13 protein-coding genes are annotated in these 16,316 nt (G+C 72.2%); 4 read left to right on the top strand and 9 right to left on the bottom strand.

The annotated features are described in order from the left end of the window. Positions 1–59: 59 nt before the first annotated feature. The 6 genes from SANBI_RS09310 to SANBI_RS09285 form a co-directional block, all read right to left on the bottom strand. Complete coding sequence (locus SANBI_RS09310; RefSeq protein WP_319161089.1) at positions 60–1,295, bottom strand: glycosyltransferase family 2 protein; 1,236 nt, start codon at positions 1,293–1,295, stop codon at positions 60–62. Continuing rightward, the gene (locus SANBI_RS09305) at positions 1,292–2,167 is read right to left on the bottom strand and encodes an ATP-grasp domain-containing protein (RefSeq protein WP_319161087.1); all 876 of its coding nucleotides are present in this window, start codon (positions 2,165–2,167) and stop codon (positions 1,292–1,294) included. The genes SANBI_RS09310 and SANBI_RS09305 overlap by 4 nt, the downstream gene beginning before the upstream one ends. Next, positions 2,164–3,090 (bottom strand): PIG-L deacetylase family protein, encoded by a 927-nt coding sequence (locus tag SANBI_RS09300; protein WP_319161085.1) that lies wholly within the window; start codon positions 3,088–3,090, stop codon positions 2,164–2,166. Before SANBI_RS09300 ends, SANBI_RS09305 begins: the two co-directional genes overlap by 4 nt. Before the next feature lie 245 nt (positions 3,091–3,335). Further along, entirely contained in the window at positions 3,336–4,571 is a 1,236-nt protein-coding gene (locus tag SANBI_RS09295; protein ID WP_319161083.1) for a hypothetical protein, read from the bottom strand. A 98-nt stretch (positions 4,572–4,669) separates the two neighbouring features. Continuing rightward, positions 4,670–6,331, bottom strand: coding sequence for an ABC-F family ATP-binding cassette domain-containing protein (locus SANBI_RS09290; RefSeq protein ID WP_319161081.1), 1,662 nt, complete (start codon positions 6,329–6,331; stop codon positions 4,670–4,672). Between the two features lie 27 nt (positions 6,332–6,358). Further along, positions 6,359–7,345 (bottom strand): Acg family FMN-binding oxidoreductase, encoded by a 987-nt coding sequence (locus SANBI_RS09285; protein ID WP_319161079.1) that lies wholly within the window; start codon positions 7,343–7,345, stop codon positions 6,359–6,361. A 133-nt stretch (positions 7,346–7,478) separates the two neighbouring features. Here SANBI_RS09285 and hrpB point away from each other — a divergent pair, with 133 nt between their 5' ends. Beyond that, entirely contained in the window at positions 7,479–10,010 is a 2,532-nt protein-coding gene (gene hrpB / locus SANBI_RS09280; RefSeq protein ID WP_319161077.1) for an ATP-dependent helicase HrpB, read from the top strand. 53 nt (positions 10,011–10,063) lie between these two features. Here the strand turns inward: hrpB and crcB are convergent, their stop codons facing one another. Both crcB and SANBI_RS09270 read right to left on the bottom strand, forming a co-directional pair. Next, positions 10,064–10,453, bottom strand: a complete 390-nt coding sequence (gene crcB, locus SANBI_RS09275; protein WP_179913640.1) for a fluoride efflux transporter CrcB — start codon at positions 10,451–10,453, stop codon at positions 10,064–10,066. Continuing rightward, complete coding sequence (locus SANBI_RS09270; protein WP_319161074.1) at positions 10,450–10,941, bottom strand: fluoride efflux transporter FluC; 492 nt, start codon at positions 10,939–10,941, stop codon at positions 10,450–10,452. Before SANBI_RS09270 ends, crcB begins: the two co-directional genes overlap by 4 nt. Positions 10,942–11,179: 238 nt before the next feature. Here SANBI_RS09270 and SANBI_RS09265 point away from each other — a divergent pair, with 238 nt between their 5' ends. Further along, positions 11,180–13,006: a BCCT family transporter gene (locus SANBI_RS09265; protein WP_319161072.1), complete on the top strand. Its 1,827-nt coding sequence runs from the start codon at positions 11,180–11,182 to the stop codon at positions 13,004–13,006. 167 nt (positions 13,007–13,173) lie between these two features. Here the strand turns inward: SANBI_RS09265 and SANBI_RS09260 are convergent, their stop codons facing one another. Further along, positions 13,174–13,551, bottom strand: coding sequence for a VOC family protein (locus SANBI_RS09260; protein ID WP_179913643.1), 378 nt, complete (start codon positions 13,549–13,551; stop codon positions 13,174–13,176). 113 nt (positions 13,552–13,664) lie between these two features. Between SANBI_RS09260 and SANBI_RS09255 the strand changes: the two genes are divergently transcribed. Together SANBI_RS09255 and SANBI_RS09250 are read left to right on the top strand one after the other, a co-directional pair. Continuing rightward, complete coding sequence (locus SANBI_RS09255; protein ID WP_319161069.1) at positions 13,665–15,356, top strand: methyltransferase domain-containing protein; 1,692 nt, start codon at positions 13,665–13,667, stop codon at positions 15,354–15,356. Between the two features lie 101 nt (positions 15,357–15,457). After that, positions 15,458–16,306 carry a UbiA family prenyltransferase gene (locus SANBI_RS09250; RefSeq protein WP_319161067.1) on the top strand — a complete coding sequence of 283 codons (849 nt, stop codon included), beginning with the start codon at positions 15,458–15,460 and terminating at the stop codon, positions 16,304–16,306. Positions 16,307–16,316 lie beyond the last annotated feature (10 nt).

Raw genomic sequence — 16,316 nt, 5'->3', positions numbered from 1 at the left:
GGCAGTCCGTAGGACCGTCGGTCCACGTCGCACCACGCAGCCGACCGGTACCTCCGACGTCAGGCCCGCACCCCGTCGGGGATCCCGGTCCTGGACGACACCCCGGTCCGTTCGAGCTTGTTCCACCGCGATGGACGCCTGCGGACCTGCTGGACGATCGCGGTGATCATCACGGCGTTCATGACCGTCGAGTAGACCGGCATGACCACGAGCACGTAGAAGAACCGCAGGTCGCGCAACGACCCGTTGAGGGCTGCGGAGACGACGACGGACAGCACCGGGTAGAGCAGCAGGACCCAGGCCAGCATGCTCGCGGGGGTCCCGTAGAGGGTCGTCGAGTCGTCGAGCGCCATCCCGACGATGACGACGAGCGCGACCATCTGCAGGACTGGTGCGACGACCATCGACAGCGCGTTGACGGCCAGGTAGGGCCCGACGATCCCGTGCCGCGTCCGCCCGATCATGTCGCGGTGGATCCACAGCGTCTGCAGGTACCCGCGCGCCCAGCGCACACGCTGGCGCCACAGCGGACGGATGCCCGCAGGGACCTCGGCATAGACGATGGCCTTGGGCTGGAAGGACACCCTGTACCCGGCGCGCCTGACCCGCCAGGTGAGCTCGAGGTCTTCGCCGAGCAGACCTTCGGTGAAGCCGCCGATCTCGTCGACCACGTCGCGGCGGACCGCTCCGCAGTTGCCGGAGACGATCGTCAGGCAGTTCACCTGCGCGAGCGCCCGGCGGACCATCGCGGTCACGTGGGTGAGCAGCGTCAGCAGCCGTGGTTGCAGCCTGTCGAGGTTGACGGGTGCGTCGTTGCCGCAGACCGCACCGACCCGTGGGTCGTCGAAGCCTCGCAGCATCCCGCGGATGGTCCACCCGGAGAACACGCCGTCGGCGTCGACGAACATGAGGATGCTGCCGTGGCTGCGCGCGATGCCGCGGTTGAGCGCGGCCGCCTTCCCGGCGTTCGCCTGCGACACGACCACCACCCCGGGCCGCCCAGCGAAGGACTGCATGACCTCCCACGTGTCGTCGCGAGAGCCGTCGTCGACGAGCACGACCTCTTTGTGGAGGTACCTGTCGGCGAGGATCGACTCGACGCAGCGCCTCAGCACCTTGCCCTCGTCGAAGGCTGGCACGATGACCGACACGAAGGGGTTGGCCGAGACCCGCAGCGGGTCGGGTGGCCGGTGCGCGTGCGCGACGAGGGCCAGCGGCAGGTAGGCCGCCTCGACCAGCGAGAGCACGACGGCCGGCAGCACGAGCAGCTGGAGCACCAGCGTCCAGCCGCTCACCGGGTGGCCAGGACGCGGTAGTGGTCGAGGATCCCCGTGCAGATCTCGGGCACGTGGGCGCTGTGCGCCCCGAGTCGCGCGTTGATCTCGAGGACCACGACGCTGCCGTCGTGGCGGCGGCGCACGTCGACGTCGGCGGGGCCGGTGAGCCCGATCGCCAGGACGGCGTCGGAGGCAGCAGCGACCACGTCGGCCGGCTGCCCGGGCGCGAGCCGGCGGACCGACGTCCCGTTGCCGACGTCGCCCTGGGCGAGCGCGGTCTTCTCGAGGACCGCGACGACGTCGACCGTCCCCCAGCGCGAGGAGACGAGCAGGTCGACCGCGTACTCGGTCCCGGGGGCGAACTCCTGCACGATGCTGTCCGACGTCAGCCCGAGAGGCTCCGGGTGCGGGTGCACGACGACCCCGCGGCCACCGCGCCCGTGGCGGGGCTTGGAGACGAGCGGCCCGTCGTAGCCGGCCAGCGCACCTGCCGCGGCCGGCCAGCCCGAGGACCCGAGGGTGCTGGCGGGCACCGGGACCCCGGCCTCGAGCAGCACCCTGTAGGTGGACCACTTGTCGCTCGCGATCGACACGGCGCTCCTGGGCCCGATGACGACGGACCACTCGCGGGAGGTCTCCTGGAGGGCGGGCAGCGTGAGCTCTTCGCTGACCGTCGGGATGATGAGGTCGGCCGACCAGCAGTGCGCCGCGGCGAAGAGCGCGTCAGGGTAGGTGGGGTCGAGGGACGGCGGGACGCGCAGCACCTGGAAGGGGCCGTCGCCTGCGGGGTTCATGTCGACCCCGAGGACGTCGTGCCCGCGCTCGACGAGCTGCCGGGCGACGCTCGCCCCGGCCGGCCCGCGGGCGCCGGTGACCACGACGCGCCTCACGGGAGCACCGTCGTCATCGACGCGAGCACGCGGACGGGTTCGTAGCCCTCGGCGTGACGCACCTTGGCCTGCCCGCCGCGGTAGGAGGCCGTCGCCCGGATGCGTTCCCCGGTCATGTACGGCTTGTCGCTCTGGTCGCGGTGCGTCGCGATCGCGAGGACCTTGACGTCCACGTAGCCGCCGACGTCGACGAAGACCGTCGGGCGGAACCGGGTGGTGGCCGACGGGCTCTCGTAGCAGAGCAGCGTGGTGTGGAAGCGCGCGGCCCGCAGCGTCGCCAGGTGCACGGCCTTGTGGTCCTGGTGGGAGTCGTTGGAGGAGTGCGTGAGGATGATGTCGGGCTGCAGCCTGGACACGAGCTCTTCGATCGCCACGACCATGTCGCTGCTCGTGTCGGAGAGCCGGGTGTCGGGGAAGTTGAGGACGGTGACGGACTTCGCGCCGAGGAAGTTGCCTGCGGAGATGGCCTCGGAGGGTCGGACGCCTGTGCCGCCGCGCTCGCCGTTGGACATGACCAGACCGTGCACCTCGTACCCGGCGTCGATCCAGCGGGCCAGGGTCGCGCCGCAGCCGAGCTCGAGGTCGTCGGGGTGCGCCCCGACGGCCAGGACGCGGCGCGGGCGGACCACGACCTCGTCGTCGGGTGGGGAGATCATCGTGCCGCGCACGACGACCAGCAGCAGGATGATGCTCGCCCACCCGAAGACCTGGACGACCATCGAGGTGGGTCCGGTGAGCGCGGAATGGTGCCAGACGGTGCAGAGGGTCGCGGCGGGGACGAGGATCGCAGCCGAGGCGAAGGCCGTGCGCCGGACGATGTCGGGGTGGGTGGTGTGGCGGCGGAGCCAGCGCGCGCTGAGGAGCGCGCCGGCGGCCGTCCCGAGCAGGGCGAAGCAGAGGAGGGTATGGGCGAAGAGCACCATCGTCGGTGTCCTTTCGGGGCCGGCGGACCGTCTCAGGGCGCGCCGGAGGAGCGGAGGTGGGGTGGCGGCCACGGCACGACGGGGGAGGGGGCACGTGGTCCGGCCGGAGAGGTCACCTGGGTGACCCACGACGGTTCGTCAGGGGAGGGTGAGGACTGCGCAGCCTGTGGGGCTGCGTGCGGTCTCCGGGGAGGGAGGTTCACGCCGTGGGGAGGACGAGGGCGCGGGCTCGCGGGGGTGCTGACCTAGGTGCGGTCGTCGTCGCTGAAGGGGTTGGAGCCCTGCGCTGCGAGCACGAACCAGGCTGTCGTGCCGGTGTGCAGGGCGTCGTAGATGGTGCTGTCGCCGCCGGCGGTCCCGTCCTGGGTCGCTGCGGGGATGCCGCGGGGCGTGCCGTCAGGGCCGTCGGCCTGGGCCGAGGTCACCGTCCCGAGGAGCTCCTCTGCGAGCGCGGCGTCGCGCTCGAGGTCGCGGACCCGCAGCCCGCACGCCAGGTGGGCGGTGCCCTCGAGCCACACGGTGCCGCTCGGGTCGGCGCCGTCGCCGACCGTGGCCCCGCGCTGACCGTCGTCGCCGACGAGCAGGTTCTCGGTCGCCCAGTCGAGCGCGCGGGAGGCGTCGTCGCCGGGGAGCACGAGGGAGGCCCACGCCTGGACGTCCTCGGGGACGTAGTCGTCGGTGTTCGTGGTCTCGCCGTCGGTCTCGGTCCCGACCCAGAAGTGACCGGTGCTCGGGTCCTGCAGGCTGGTCACGACGGCGAGCGCCGAAGCTGCCCGCGTACCCCAGACGGGATCGCCTGTGGCCTGGGCGAGCATGAGGAAGAAGGCGGCGACGTCGATGTTGTGCTCCGACGACTTCCACAGGACCGGGTCGCCGTCGTCGCCGAGACCGCCGGTGTACCCGCCGGCGCCGCGGTCGTCTGCTGTCACGGTGTGGATCCACGTGCCCAGGCGCACCGCTGCCTCGAGGGTGGCGGGGTCGTCCTCGGCGGCGTGCACCTGCAGCAGGGCGAGCCCGGCCCAGGCCATGTTGCCGGTGCTCGTCGCGTCGGTGAGCGATCCGTGCTCGCCGCCGGAAGGCGCCGTGCACGCGTAGGCGTTGCGGAGCCGCCCGTCGGCGTCGGGGTCGGACTGCTGGAGGGAGACGAGCGACGCGGCGAGGGTCTTCGCCCGGGCAAGGTCGTCGCGGGTGCCGCGGGCCGTGTAGGCGATGGTCGTGACGGCCACGTCGTACACATAGGACGCGTCGGGGGAGTCCTCGGCCGGGACACCGCTGAGATAGCTCGGCGGCAGGCGCAGGTCGTCGCCGGTCCCGCACCTGTCCATCGCGTCGTCGAGGAAGGCGTAGGCGTCGGTGACGTCGGCCGACGGGGCGCTGCACGAGGAGACCGAGGAGGCCAGGACGACCGAGGTCACCGCGGCGATCCAGTGGCTCGCCGTGCGCGCCGACGGTCGCGTGCTCGCGCTCGTCAGGGTCGCCATAGTCGTCACAGTAACCAGCGACTGTGACCTGCGCCACAAAATCTCACGTCGGCACCGGGTGGAAAATCTGGCGAGCCACGACCGCGCCCCGGCCGAGGTCATGCCGGGCTGTCGGTGACCTGGCCCGCGTCGACCGACCACCGGCGGTCCACGCGCACCGCGTCGAGCATCCTTCGGTCGTGCGTGACGAGCAGCAGCGTGCCGTCGTAGGAGTCGAGGGCCTCCTCCAGCTGCTCGATCGCCGGCAGGTCGAGGTGGTTCGTCGGCTCGTCGAGGACGAGCAGGTTCACGCCTCGGGCCTGCAGCAGAGCGAGGGCAGCCCTCGTCCGCTCCCCAGGGGACAAGGACGCCACGGGCCGGCCGACGTGGTCCCCGCGCAGCCCGAACTTGGCCAGCAGCGTCCGCACCTCGGCCTCGGGCCAGTCGGGCACCTGACGCGAGAAGGCGAGGGCGAGAGGCCCGTCGTCCCCGAGCTGCGAGCGCGCCTGGTCGATCTCCCCGACCGCGACGCTCGTACCGAGGGACGCCGTGCCCTCGTCGAGCGGTACCCGACCGAGCAGCACACCCAGCAGCGTGGACTTGCCGGCGCCGTTGGCCCCCGTGATCGCGATCCGCTCACCAGACTCGACAGCCAGCGAGACCGGACCGAGCGTGAAGCCCTCGCCCTCGGCGCCTCGCGTCCCCAGGTGCACCACGGCTCCGGCGAGCGACGCCACCACGCGCGAGCCTCGCGGGGCCGCCAAGATCTCGTAGCGCAGCTCCCACTCCTTGCGCGGCTCGACGACCTCCTCGAGGCGCTCGATCATCTTGTCGGTCTGGCGCGCCTTCGACGCCTGCTTCTCCGAGCCCTCGCGGTGCGCGGCCCGGATGAACTTGTCGGGGTCGGACTTGCGGGCAGCGTTGCGCACGCCCTTGGCCATCCAGCCCCGCTGCATCCGGGCACGCGCCTCGAGACCGGACTTCTTGTCCGCGTACTCGTCGTACTCCTCACGGGCGTGGCGGCGCGCCGTCGCACGCTCCTCGAGGTACGCCTCGTAGCCACCCGAGTAGACGGACACCTGCTGCTGGGCGAGGTCGAGCTCGACCACCCGGGTGACGCACCGGGCGAGGAACTCGCGGTCGTGGCTGACCACCACCACCGCGGCCCGCTGGGAGGCGACGAACTCCTCGAGCCTGCGCAGCCCGTCGAGGTCGAGGTCGTTGGTCGGCTCGTCGAGCAGCAGGACGTCGAAGCGCGAGAGCAGCAGCGCGGCCAGGCCCACCCGGGCCGCCTGACCACCTGAGAGCCCCGTCATGAGGTGCTCAGGGTCGACGTCGAGCCCGAGGTCCGCGAGGACAGCCCCGAGCCTCTCGTCGAGGTCCGCAGCACCGATCGCCATCCAGCGGTCGAAGGCCACGGCGTAGGCGTCGTCGGCGCCGGGCTCGCCGGCTCCGAGCGCCTCGGTGGTCTGCTCGAAGGCCGCCTGAGCCTCGGCGACCCCGGTGCGGCGCGCCAGGTGGGCGCGGACCGTCTCGCCGGCGACGCGCTCGACCTCCTGCGGCAACCACCCGACGATGGCATCGGCGGGGGAGAGCGACACCGACCCGGCCTCCGGCTGCGCGGCGCCCGCGAGCAGCCGCAGCAGCGTCGACTTCCCGGCACCGTTGGCCCCGACCAGCCCCACGACGTCCCCGGGGCTCACGACGAGGTCGAGCCCCGAGAACAGGGTGCGGTCAGCGTGCGCGGCACCGAGCCCGCGGGCGACGAGAGAGGCAGTCATGGGGTGAATCCTCTCATCGCCCGGGCATCATCCGGTGCGCCTCTGCATCCCCGTCACAGGCCGCCGGGACGACCTCGGCCCGGGCTCGCCGTAACCCAGCTGCACGAGCATCTGCGGGGCACCGACGAGCCCGAGCGAGCGGACCACCTCGTGCCGGGTCGTCGGGTTCTCCAGGACCGTGGTCGCGAAGGACGCCGCCAGCCCGTGGACGGAGGCCGTGAGGAGCATGCGGCTCAGCGCCCTGCCCGCCACCAGCCAGTCCCGGGCGGTGTCTGAGGGCGTCGTGAGCAGCGCCAGGACGGCACCGTGCTCCTGCGCGTCCGCACTGCCGTGCTCCTGCGCGTCCGGACTGCCCCGGTACCGGTCGGTCAGACGCCGCGACCCTGGTCGTGCCGCGCGTGCCGGACGGTTCTCCCACCCGTCCGCGACAGGCACCCCGTCGTCACGCCCCTGCGAAGGACCCGACCACACGGCCTCCTCGGTGGTCCCCACCTCGTCCTCCGAGGCCAGGCGCTCAGCCCGCTCGACCTCCCTCAGCACGATGCCGCGCGCCGCGCTCGAGGCCGGCAGCAGCACCAGATGAGCCTGGGCGTCGGCGACGACAGCCTGGAGCGACTGCGCGACCGCACCGTCGACGGCCAGGTCGTCGAGCAGCGCACGGCTCGTCCGCCTGTGCACAGCAGCCACCGACAGCTCGAGCTCAGACGCGCTCGGGGCAGCGCCCTGAGACAGCACGATCCGCGCCAGCCGCCCCTCAGGCCCGTCGGGCAGCAAGACCACCTGCGCGTCGAGCCCCTCCCGGCGAGCAGCCACGACAGCGTGGTCGACGAGCGCCCCACAGCTGATCGTCGCCTCACGCCCCTGCGGGTCCGTATGACGCAGGGCGCGGGCCGGGTCGGCCCGCACCTCGATCGCGTCTCCACGCACCGTCACCTGCCACGGCTGCGTGTTGTGCACGCTCGGCGCCCGCACAGCAGTCGCCAGCACCCGTTCGATCACCTCGGTCGAGAGCATCGTCGCTCCTCCTCCGCTCGTTCTCCCCTGTCCGCCGAGCGTCCCACTAGTCCCCGGGGGCTCGACAGTGCCGAAGGTCCCTCTCGCAGGTCAGCGGCACCACACCCGTCGGCGCACAGGAGAGAATGCTCCTGTGCCCGCCGACCCGATCGCCCGACTGCTCGCCGACCCACCCGACCTCCCCGTCCGGTCCGCGCTCCCCGCCCTGGCAGAGGCCGTGCGGACCAGCGGAGCCGTCGTCGTGCAGGCACCGCCCGGGACCGGCAAGACGACCTTGGTCCCGCCCGCGCTCGCAGACCTGCTCGGTCCCGGCCGGGTGGTCGTCACACAACCTCGCCGGGTCGCGGCCCGCGCCGCTGCGCGCCGCCTCGCCCAGCTGCTCGGCGAACCTCTCGGCCAGACTGTCGGCTACTCGGTGCGCGGGGAGTCGACGACGAGTGCCTCGACCCGTGTCGAGGTGGTCACTACGGGTGTGCTGCTCCGGCGGCTCCAGCGCGACCCTGGCCTGGACGGGGTGACCGCTGTCGTCCTCGACGAGTGCCACGAGCGTCAGCTCGACGCCGACCTCGCGCTCGCCCTCCTCGTCGACGTGCGCGCGAACCTGCGCGAGGACCTCGTGCTCGTGGCGATGTCGGCGACGGTCGAGGCCGAGCGCACGGCCGCCGTCGTCGGTGGCGCAGGTCTGGCTGTCCCCGTGGTCACCGTGCCGGGGGAGCTCCACCCGGTCGTCCAGGTGTGGGCCCCGCCGCCGTCCCGCGTGGTGGCCCTCGACGACCGCGGTGTCACACCAGCGTTCCTCGACCACGTGGCCGCGACGACCCGGCGTGCGCTCGACGAGCGTGAGGGTGACGTCCTGGTCTTCGTGCCTGGAGCGCGGGAGGTCGACGTCGTCTCGCGGCGGCTCGCCGGTGTCGATGCTGACGTCCGTCCGCTGCACGGCAGGCTGCCCACAGCCCAGCAGGACCTGGCGCTCAGCGCCGGACCGCGCCGACGGGTGGTCGTCTCGACGGTCGTCGCCGAGTCGTCGCTGACTGTCCCCGGTGTGCGGGTCGTCGTCGACGCAGGGCTGTCCAGAGAGCCGCGGGTCGACCACCGGCGCGGGCTCTCGGGACTGGTCACGGTCCGCGTCAGCCGGGCCTCGGCCGAGCAGCGCGCCGGTCGTGCCGGTCGTGAAGGGCCGGGAGCCGTCTACAGGTGCTGGACGGAGGCCGACCACGTGCGGCTCCCGGCGCACCCTGTCCCGGAGATCCTCACGGCCGACCTCACGTCTTTCGCGCTCGAGCTGTCGTGCTGGGGATCGCCCGACGGGTCGGCCCTCGCCCTCATGGACCCACCGCCGCCCGCGGCGAGCGCCGTCGCACGCCAGACCCTGGTCGGGCTCGGCGCGGTCGAGGAGGACGGCACCGTCACGGCGCGCGGTCGACGGATCGCCGGTGTCCCGGTCGACCCGAGGCTGGCCCGCGCGCTCCTCGACGGCTCGGACGTCGTCGGCCCGCGCGCCGCAGCCGAGGTCGTCGCGCTCCTGTCCGAGGACGTCCGCGCTCCCGGCGGCGACCTCGTCGCCGCGGTCCGCGGGCTGCGGGCGGGGTCTGTGCCGTCGCCGACGTGGCGCGGTCAGGTCTCCAGGCTCGAGTCGCTCGCGCGCAGGTCCTCGGGCGGGGCGGCGCGCACCCGCTCGCTCAGCCTCGACCTCACGGTCGGCCTCGTCGTCGCCCTCGCGCACCCGGACAGGATCGCGCGGCGACGTCCGAACGGCTCGACGTACCTCATGGTCTCGGGCACCGGCGCGGCCCTCGCCCCGGGGTCGGCGCTCAGCGGGTACGACTGGATCGCGGTCGCCGACGCCGACCGCGGCGCAGGCCGCCGCGACGCGACGGTCCGCTCTGCCGCGCCCCTCGACGAAGACCTCGCCCTCGACGCGGCGTCCTCGTCCCTGCACGACGACGAGTCCGTCACCTGGACGTCCGGCCGCGTCGTCGCCCGGCGCACTACGTCGCTCGGCGCGATCGAGCTGACCTCCGACAGGCTGACCGACCCGCCGCGTGAGCGGGTGGTCGCGGCTGTCCGCGACGGTCTCGCCCGCGACGGCCTGGGTGCCCTCCCGTGGAAGGACTCGGCCGTCGCGCTCAGGGCCCGCCTGGCGTTCTTGCACGGCGCACTCGGCGACCCGTGGCCCGATATGAGCGACGAGGCCCTGCTCGACGGGCTCGACGGGTGGCTCGGGACCGACCTCGCCCGGGTGCGACGCGCCGACGACCTGCGCCGCATCGACGTGACGTCAGCCCTGCGACGGCTGCTCCCGTGGCCGGAGGCCGGGCGCCTCGACGAGCTCGCGCCCGAGCGGGTGCCCCTGCCCGGTGGGGGCAGCGTCAAGGTCGACTACTCCGCAGACCAGCCCGTCGCCGCGCTCAAGGTCCAAGAGGCCTTCGGGTGGCGCGAGGCACCACGCCTGGCGGGCGGGCGGGTCCCGCTGCTGCTCCACCTGCTGTCCCCGGCGCGGCGTCCTGCTGCGGTCACCGCTGACCTGGCGTCGTTCTGGGCGACGGGCTATCCGCAGGTCCGCGCCGAGCTGCGCCGCCGGTACCCCAAGCACTCCTGGCCCGAAGACCCCTTCGCTCCAGGCGTCGTCGCCGCGCAGCCGCGTAGGCCGGGGCGGGGTGGGTAGTCGGGCACCCGTCGGACGGCCCGACGAGTGCGGGGGACGACGCTGCTCCGCGTCTACCCCCCGAGCCCGCCGAGCCACAGGCCGAGGCCGGCTGCGGCGACGGACGCGGCGAGCATCCCGAGGCCGGCGAGCAAGGACGCGGCGTAGCGGCCAGCCTGGAGCAGTCGGACTGTCTCCATGCTGGCTGTCGAGAACGTCGTGTACCCCCCGAGCAGGCCTGTCCCCAGGACGAGGACGAGCTCGTCAGAGGCGAGGTGGGTGAGGCCGAGGCCCGTGAGCAGCCCGAGGAGCAACGAGCCCGTGACGTTGATGATCATCGTCCCCAGCGGATAGTCACCGGAGGTCCGTGACCTCACGAGCCCGTCGAGGACGAAGCGGCAGGCTGCGCCGAGCCCTCCTGCGAGTGCGACGGCGAGGAAGAGGAGTGGGCTGACCTCGCTCATGCGGACCTCCGGCTGCTTCTCGGTCGTCGGAGCCAGGAGGCCAGGGCGATCCCGGTCCAGGTCGCGAGGGCGCCGAGCAGCAGCGTCCCGAGGGAGTACAGCACGGCGAGCCCAGCCTGGCCGTCGCCCACGAGGCGAGCGGTCTGCGTCGCGAGGGTGCTGTACGTCGTGTACCCGCCGAGGACGCCGGTGCCGAGCAGCAGGCGCAGGTGCCGACGGCGGTCGTCCTCAGGACCGCTGCGCAGGAGAGCCTCGAGGAGGACACCGAGGGCGAGGGCCCCGCTGAGGTTGATGCAGAAGATGACCACGTCGAGGCTGCCCGTGACAGGGAACGCGAGGACGAGGAGCTCACGCAGCGCCGCGCCGAGCGTCCCGCCGAGCGCGACGAGCGCGACGCTGGACCAGCGCAGGTGCTGGGGGACTGTCGTGCCGGCTGTGTCTGTCGCATCCGTGTCGAGGTCGGGGTCGACGGGCCGGTCGTGCGTCACGTCCGACCTCCTCGATCCCGACCCGATGACTCCTGGCGCGAGTGCGGCGTGCGCACGCGCGCAGCCGCCCGAGTGTAGCGCCGCTCCTTGTCGTCTGCTCACGTGTCCGTATGGTCCTGCTCCGGTGGCAGCCGTGATCCGGGCGAGCCCAACGACAGAGCCGTAGATGTCGCGAGTGAGGCGATGCTCACGTACTCTCCGCATGCCGCGCGAGGCCTGAACCCCTAGGGTTCACGCCATGGAAGGTACGAGCAAGAACGGAATCCACCGGGCGGTGTTCTGGCCCGCAGCCATCATCGTCCTCGTCTTCGCCACCTTGGCGATACTCGCCCCTGACGCGTCGGAGCGCGTCTTCGCCTCGGTCCAGGGCACGATCGTCGCGAACTTCAACTGGTACTACGTGCTGCTCGCAGCGGGCTTCGTGGTGTTCTGCCTCTGGATGGGCTTCAGCCGCTTCGGTGACATCAAGCTGGGCCGCGACGACGACGAGCCTGAGTTCTCGATCATGTCGTGGTTCTCCCTGCTGTTCGCCGCAGGTATGGGTATCGGTCTGGTCTTCTACGGGGTCAGCGAGCCGCTCAGCCACTTCGTCACGCCCCGCCCGGGCGTCGAGGGGACACCGGCGCAGCTCGCCCAGCAGGCCATGTCGCAGACCTTCTTGCACTGGGGTGTGCACGCCTGGTCGATCTACGTGGTCATCGGTCTGGCGCTCGCGTACGCGATCCACCGTCGCCGTCGGCCGATCTCGATCCGCTGGACCCTCGAGCCGCTGCTCGGGCGCCGGGTCAAGGGCCGTTGGGGTGACACGATCGACGTCGTGGCGCTCGTCGGCACGCTCTTCGGTGTCGCGACCTCGCTCGGTCTGGGTGTCCTGCAGATCGGCGCGGGTCTCGACAGCGCGGGGATCGTCGAGCCGTCGACCACGCTCAGCGTGATCCTCATCCTCGTCATCACGTGCTTCGTGCTGTTCTCGGTGCTCTCGGGTGTCGCCAAGGGCATGAAGTGGCTCTCGAACGCCAACCTCATGCTGGCAGCCGTGATCTTGGTGGTCGTGCTGTCGGTCGGTCCGACGCAGTTCCTGCTGCGCGAGTTCGTCCAGTCGATCGGCAACTACCTCCAGGGCTTCATCGGTGCGGCGCTCAACGTGAGCGCGTTCTCCGGCGCCGACGGTGAGGCGTGGCAGGCCACCTGGACGACGTTCTACTGGGGCTGGTGGATCTCGTGGGCGCCCTTCGTCGGTGTCTTCATCGCCCGTATCTCGCGCGGCCGGACTGTCCGCCAGTTCGTCACCGGTGTGATCCTGGTGCCGACGATCATCACGGCCCTGTGGTTCGCGGTCCTGGGTGGGACGGCTCTGAAGATGGAGCTCGACAACCCCGGGACCCTCACCGAGAACGGTGCGGTCAACGTCGAGGGTGCACTCTTCTCGCTCCTCGACCAGCTGCCCGGCGGGTCGGTCCTGACGATCGGTGCGATCATCCTCATCGCGATCTTCTTCGTCACCTCGGCGGACTCGGGGTCGCTCGTCATGGGCATGCTCGCCTCGGGCGGCGCGACCGAGCCCAAGGCGTGGGTGCGGGTGTTCTTCGCCTGCGCGACGTCGCTCCTGGCCATCGCGCTGCTGCTCTCGGGTGGTCTCGAGGCGCTCAAGACCGCGGCGATCATCATCGCGCTGCCGTTCTCGGTCATCATGATCGGCATCTGCTGGTCGACGTACATCGCGTTCTCCCGTGAAGACCGGGCGTACGCGAAGGCTCGCCGGGCGGCGTTCCTCAGCCACATCGGTGACTACTACGGTCTCGAGGTCGACGCGCCGCTCGAGCGTCCTGCGGTGTCGCCCTTCGCGAACATCATCGCGAAGGTCAAGGCGACCACGCACCGCAGCCACGAGCCACGGGCTGGCGGGGACACGAAGACCCGCAGCCGTGACGGGGTCCCGGCCGGACAGGCCGAGGCGCTGCGCACGACTCCCGTCGCGGACATCGCGATCGAGCCCGACCCCGGCGCCCCGGCGATCGAGGACCTCCGGGGACCCGACGAGGGTCCGACCAGCGACAAGTCCTGACACGACGGTCGACGCCCGAGGGCGACGACCCGGCCCTGTCCTCGACCGGTGACAGCATCACAGACGCCCTGCGACCAGACCGGTCGCAGGGCGTCTGTCGTCTCTGCTGCGCGTGGCTGTCGGGGAACCTCACGCGAACGGCTCGCTGAAGGCTCGCGCAGCAGGGCCTAGCCCTCTGTCGGCTGCCCGATGACCGAGAGGATGTTCCCGGCCGGGTCGGTGAACCATGCGATGTCCGGGCCGCGCCCGCGCATGATCCCGCGGTCGTCCACGCCCTCGTAGCGGATGAACGTCACCCCGCGCCCGAGGAGGTCGTCGACGGCGCTGTCGATGTCCTCCACGGGGAAGTTGAGGATGGTGTGCTCGGCGGGGTGGTGTGTGTCCTTGGGGTACACGAGGACGTGGGCGCCGCTGCCCAGGTGGAGCTCGAGCATGCCGTGGTCGTCGCCGGTGACCTCGATCCCGAGGACGTCGGCGTAGAAGCTGCGGGCTGCGGCGGTGTCGTCGACGGCGAACCCGCAGAACGCCTGGTCTGCACTGAACATGGTGGTCCTCTCGGTGGTGCCTCGTCCGAGGTGTCTGGGGGGCGCGGTCGAGCCCCTGAGTCGAGGCTAGCCCTGGCGGGCTCGGAGCGCCGGTGGTGTGGCAGGCTGTCCCGGTGCCTGCACCGACCACACCGCCCGTTCCTGTCCCGCCCTGTCCTGTGCGCTACGTCCTGTTCCCCGGGCGTCACCACCTCGTGACGTCTTTCCAGGTCGACTACCTCACGGCGCTCGTCGCTGGCCAGGTCTTGGACACCGCGGGCACGCCCGTGGTCTGCGGTCCTGACGTCCAGGTCGTCTGGGCCGTGACCTCGGCGACCCACAGCGGGACGCGCCGCAACCCTGTCCCCGCGCACCGCCGCGAGGCGATGGTCGAGCGGGTGACGACTGTCGCCGGTCTGCCCTCGCTCGTCGTGCCTGTCGCCGACGTCCCGCAGAGCCCGCGCTTCGCGCACACCGTCGTCGCGACGGTCGAGGCCGGGCTCGGCGTGCTCCTGAGCCCCGAGGACACTGTCGTCGCCTGCTCGACCCCTGCCGTGGCGGAGCAGTACGCGGCTGAGGGCTTCCGCATCGCATCGGTCGAGGCCGGCGACCCGGGTGACCCGGCACGCCCGTGGGACGTCCTGGAGATGCTCGCGACGGGCGACCCGCGCTGGCGGGACCTCGCCCACCCGCAGGCCGTGGAGGTCGTCGACAGGTACCACCTCGACGAGCTGGTCCGGCGTGTGCACGACGACCCGACGGTCTCGGCCGAGGGCGACCTCACCGCCACCCGGGACTACGGCACGTACACGGCCGACTTCGACGCGGGCTCGGACCGCAAGTGGGCGCAGGTCGGGCCCTACGTGCAACCCGGACGGGTCGTCGACCTGGGGTGCGCGGCCGGCGGGCTGCTCGAGCGTGCGGCGCGCGACCCGCGGCTGGGGGAGTCAGACCTCTACGGGGTCGACGTCTCGCGTCACCTCGTCGCCGAGGCCGAGCACCGCAAGGCGCAGGGGGTCTTCGAGAACCCCAACGTGCTCTTCGCCCAGCGCAACCTGCTCAGCGGCGCCGTGTTCGCCCCGGCGAGCGTCGACACCACGCTGACCGTCGCGCTCACCCACGAGATCTCGAGCTACGGAGCGGGGACCGACGACCTGCGTCTGCTCGCCGACCGCATCTTCGAGCACACGGTGCCCGGGGGCGTCTGGGTCTGCTCGGACGTGCTCGGCCCCGCTGACGGCGACCGCCTGGTGCGGCTGACCTTCGACGAAGGCCGAGCGCCAGAGCTTGTGCCTGGGCGCGGGACGGTGGCTGGGCTGGAGGAGGTCGCTCCTGCCCGCGAGACGACGACCGTGGCCGGCGACGCAGGCCCAGACCTGACCGTCGACCTCACGGGCCGTGACGCCGACGACGTGCGGGCCCATCTCGCGTCGCTGAGTCCTGCGGGGCGTCTGCGCCAGTTCGCCCGAGACTTCCCGGCGCTCTCGGGTGGCGCCTGCGACGTGACGTGGCTGAGCCCGACGGTCGCCGAGCTCACGCTGCGTGCGGCCGCGGAGTTCCTGTACACCCGCGACTACACAGACTCCTACCTGTCCGAGTGCCACGAGAGGTTCTGCGACCTGACCTTCGACGACTGGACGGCGCTGCTCACAGGCGCAGGCTTCGAGGTCGACCCGGTGAGCCACCCGTGGCGCAACGACTGGCTGGTCGAGAACCGGTTGAGCGTCGGGGTGACCCTGACCGACGCCGAGACCGGCTCGCGGGTCGACTGGCCCGACACCCACGTTCTGCTCGTCGCTCGGCGCCCGCTGCACGCGGCCGGCTGAGCAGGGTCACGGGCCTGACGACGGGCGGGGAGGCGCGTCCCACCAGCACTCTCGTGCGCTCTCACCTGGCACGACGTCTGGGGCGACCCTAGGGTGATCGCATGCTCGCCACGCTGAGGTCGCTCGTGCTGTCCAGCCACCCCGGGCCGACCGCCACAGTCACGGTCCTCGCGGTGGTGCTCGCGGTCGGGTCGGGGCTGCCGGCCTGGACCGTCGTGCTGGTGGGCGTCGCCTTCTTGTGCGGGCAGCTGTCGATCGGCTTCTCCAACGACTGGGTCGACGCGGCCCGTGACCGCGCCGTGGCCCGCACGGACAAGCCCGTCGCCCGCGGAGACGTCTCGGTCCAGACCGTGCGGACCGCAGCGTGGGTGACCGCTGGGCTCACCGTCCCCGCGTCCTTCGCGCTCGGCTGGCAGGCGGCCCTCGCCCACCTGGTGCTCGTCGCCTCCGGGTGGGCCTACAACCTGGGCCTCAAGCGCACGGCCTTCTCGGTAGCCCCCTTCATCCTGAGCTTCGGGCTGCTGCCCGCCGTGGTGACGCTCTCGGCCGACCCACCGGCGATGGCTGCCTGGTGGGCTCTCGCGGTGGGCGGGGTCTTCGGGGTCGCGATCCACTTCACCAACGTCTTGCCCGACCTCGACGACGACGCCAGCACAGGCGTCGACGGCCTCCCGCACAGGCTCGGACGCGTGCCGTCAGGGATCGTGGCCTTCGTGGCGCTCGCCGTGGCGGCCGTGCTCGTGGCCGTCGGTCCGGTCCTGGCCGGGTCGGTCGAGAGCCCAGGTGTCGTCGCGATCGTGGCGCTGGTGGTGTGCGTCGGGATCGCCGTCTGGGGTGTGGTGCTCGTGGTGACGCGCCCGCCGGGGCGTCTGCTGTTCCAGCTCATCATTGTCGCGTCCCTCGTGGTCGCAGCACAGCTCGCGCTGTCAGGCACCGCGCTGACGGCGTGACCGAGGACGT

The organism is Sanguibacter biliveldensis (assembly GCF_033798665.1).
Lineage (GTDB): Bacteria > Actinomycetota > Actinomycetes > Actinomycetales > Cellulomonadaceae > Sanguibacter > Sanguibacter inulinus.
Note: the sequence above shows the minus strand (reverse complement) of the source record. Positions and strands in the feature narration are given on the sequence as shown.

What these genes read in the sequence shown, in the direction of transcription:
- SANBI_RS09285 (WP_319161079.1), bottom strand. Translation starts at nt 7,345, where the DNA reads ATGCTCTCGACCGAGGTGATCGAACGGGTGCTGGCGACTGCTGTGCGG.
- SANBI_RS09300 (WP_319161085.1), bottom strand. Translation starts at nt 3,090, where the DNA reads ATGGTGCTCTTCGCCCATACCCTCCTCTGCTTCGCCCTGCTCGGGACG.
- crcB (WP_179913640.1), bottom strand. Translation starts at nt 10,453, where the DNA reads ATGAGCGAGGTCAGCCCACTCCTCTTCCTCGCCGTCGCACTCGCAGGA.
- SANBI_RS09265 (WP_319161072.1), top strand. Translation starts at nt 11,180, where the DNA reads ATGGAAGGTACGAGCAAGAACGGAATCCACCGGGCGGTGTTCTGGCCC.
- SANBI_RS09250 (WP_319161067.1), top strand. Translation starts at nt 15,458, where the DNA reads ATGCTCGCCACGCTGAGGTCGCTCGTGCTGTCCAGCCACCCCGGGCCG.
- SANBI_RS09260 (WP_179913643.1), bottom strand. Translation starts at nt 13,551, where the DNA reads ATGTTCAGTGCAGACCAGGCGTTCTGCGGGTTCGCCGTCGACGACACC.
- SANBI_RS09295 (WP_319161083.1), bottom strand. Translation starts at nt 4,571, where the DNA reads ATGGCGACCCTGACGAGCGCGAGCACGCGACCGTCGGCGCGCACGGCG.
- SANBI_RS09290 (WP_319161081.1), bottom strand. Translation starts at nt 6,331, where the DNA reads ATGACTGCCTCTCTCGTCGCCCGCGGGCTCGGTGCCGCGCACGCTGAC.